The organism is uncultured Thiocystis sp., assembly GCF_903866365.1.
In the GTDB taxonomy this organism is placed as follows: Bacteria; Pseudomonadota; Gammaproteobacteria; order Chromatiales; family Chromatiaceae; genus Chromatium.
This window is the reverse complement of record NZ_CAIPNF010000119.1, coordinates 1-2525: the sequence shown is the minus strand read 5'-3', so window position 1 is coordinate 2525 and position 2525 is coordinate 1. Positions and strand designations below refer to the sequence as shown.

The 2525-nt window shown below is 65.4% G+C and carries 2 protein-coding genes; both read right to left on the bottom strand.

All coding sequences use genetic code 11. The features are described 5' to 3' along the window. Positions 1-24 precede the first annotated feature (24 nt). Positions 25-585 (bottom strand): ATP-binding protein, encoded by a 561-nt coding sequence (locus QZY07_RS07305; protein ID WP_295401171.1) that lies wholly within the window; start codon positions 583-585, stop codon positions 25-27. A gap of 165 nt (positions 586-750) precedes the next feature. Beyond that, positions 751-2103, bottom strand: a complete 1353-nt coding sequence (gene istA / locus QZY07_RS07300; protein ID WP_295401169.1) for an IS21 family transposase — start codon at positions 2101-2103, stop codon at positions 751-753. Positions 2104-2525 lie beyond the last annotated feature (422 nt).

Below are 2525 nucleotides of genomic sequence, written 5' to 3'. Positions count from 1 at the left end.
TTCACCTCTTTGCGGAAGATCCCCTCAACTACCTGATTTCTTGGTTTTTCTTTCCAAATTGAACTGAACCAGTGCCCCCAGTTCGTCGATGATGAGCAGGTCAAACTTGAGCAGGCTGGCGATCTTCTTCTTCAGCTCGCCCTTGAGTTCGGCGAGTTCCAGGGTCTCGACCAAGGCCAGCGCGGTGGTGAAGAGCACCTTGTCGCCGGCCTCCAAGGCATTGAGGCCGATGCCGATGGCCAGATGGGTCTTGCCCACCCCCGGTGGTCCGATGAAGACCAGATTGGCGCGCTCGTCGAGGAAGCGGAAGTCCAGCAACTGGCTGACCTGACGCTTGGTGATGGTGGTCTGGTGGCGATCGTCGAACTCCTCCAGGCGCTTGATCACCGGAAAGCCGGCCTTGCGTAAGTTCATGGCCAGTCGATTCTTTTCGCGTCCCTGCAACTCCAGGTTGACCAGTTGCTCGATCCGTTGCAGGTAGGACAGGGCATTGGCCTCGGCGGCGCTGAGCGGGTCAGCCAGCGCCGCGGCGAGATGGCCACTGAGGGTACGCACTTTCTGCGCGAGGGCATCAATGGAGGTCATCGCGCGTCTCCCGAACGTTGTCGGCCCCAACCTGACCATCGCGCGCCAAGGACGCGGTCGCGGTCGTTGGCACGCTGGCCGGGACCGTCAGGGCGGTTGTCGTCTCCCGCCAGCGTTCGGGATGGGCGGCATCGGCGTCGAGGGATTCGCGCAGGCGGGTGGCCGTCAGCGTGGGTTTCTCGCAGAGGTGCTCAACCAGCGCCAGGTCGAGCGCCTCCTGTGCGTCAAGAGGCGCTGGACGCCTTGGAGTTGGTCTTTGTCGATCTTCGGCGCCGTGGCCTTGAGCAGGGCGCACAGGCGGGCGCCCAGCGCCCCGCCCAGACGCTCGGCGATGATCGCCTCGAGGTCGGCGATTGCGGTGGCCGGATCGCGATCATGATGGGTGTTCTTGACGATCGCACCCTTGCCGGTGGCCAGCGCATGGCGCGCGATGACCGTCCCGCTGGCCAGGTCGTGGATCACCAACGGTTCATCCGTCTCGGTGACGCCAACCTGCCCCCGTTGGTCGGCCAGCGGCACGGAAGATTGGTTGGCCTTCCAGGAGAGGAGCCCGGTCTTGTCGACTTGGCGGGTGAGCGGCCCCTCCCCGGTGAGTTCTTCCAGACCCGGCGGGGTGAAGTCGGGGTGCAGGTGGGGCTGCTCCGCCCGTTCATCACGCGCGCGCGGCACCTCCCCGGTGGTGGCCTGCACGCGGGCGTTGGCCGTCTCCTCCAGCCACGGCTGGAGATGGGCAATCAGTTCCTCCCAGTGGGCAAACGCCTCGCCATCGAGGCCATTGTGCTTGACGGACTTGACCCCGGCCTCGACCTTCCCTTTGCTCTCGGGGTCATCCCCGCGGCAGGCGCGGATCGCAAACCCCGCCGTGGCCGCATCACGGGCAAAGCGGGCGTTGAGGGTCAGCTCGCGGAACGGCTCGTCAATCACCACCAGGCGGGTCTGGTCATCGACGCCTTCCTGGGGGCGGCCACCAACATCGCGGAAGGCCGCATCGTGCATTCGGATCAGTTCGGAGGTGTCGATCGGTCGGGGGCTCGCCGCCACAAACATGAGCCGCGAGTCGACGAGCACGAAGACCATGAAGTCAACCGTCGTCTCAACCCCAGCGATCATCATCCCCCGCAACTCCCCGCCGTCGACCTGGCACGGCACCCCCGGCACCCTGTCCAGCACCGGCTCGTCGTCGCGCTCTTGCTTGAGCGTGACGGTTTCCTTCAGTTCCCGGATGTCGCGCCGCGCGCTCCGCGCCGATACCGCCAAGTCGCCGTGCGCCTCGCGCAACTTGCGCAGCACCTTCACCGCGCTCAGACGTGGATCGGTCTCCAGCAAATGGACGATGTACGTCCGATGGACATCCAGGCGACGCGTGCGCCGCTGCTCCGCCTGATACGCCGCAATCTCCTCGGCACTCATCGCCAGGTATTTGCGCACCGTGTTGCGCGAGATCTTCAACGCCACCGCAATCGCGCGCACCGAGCTGCCGCGACCCTCGTCGTACATGGCTTTGATCTTGTGAATCATGACCCACTCCTGCAAGTTCAGCTCCCCGACTGGCAAAAAAACCACGCAGTCTGGGGCTTAACGGCTCGAAAAGCACACCCTTCAGTGGGTCAAAATTCGTGGCCGTAGGTGGGTCAGTTTAGATGGCCATTAACAGTCGCGTCTTCTTTCCCGCGCCGCGCGCGGATTTGACCCGCGTTCCGCCCTCTTCGCGAGGCGCGTGCGCCTCCGCATCCCACCCCGGTCCGCCCGCCTCCGCGCGGTTCCGCGCGGTTCCGCGTCATTCTCGCGTCGGCAGGAGAGCGAGCGATCGCGCCTCTCCCCTCGTCTTCACTCCCTGCCCTTCCCGGCGACGCCGCTCAGGGCAAGCCGTGTCATTCGCCACAGCAAGCCGTTCCCCGCTGGGCAGCGGGGTTCAAGGGTGGCGTTCGCGCGGCGCCCGC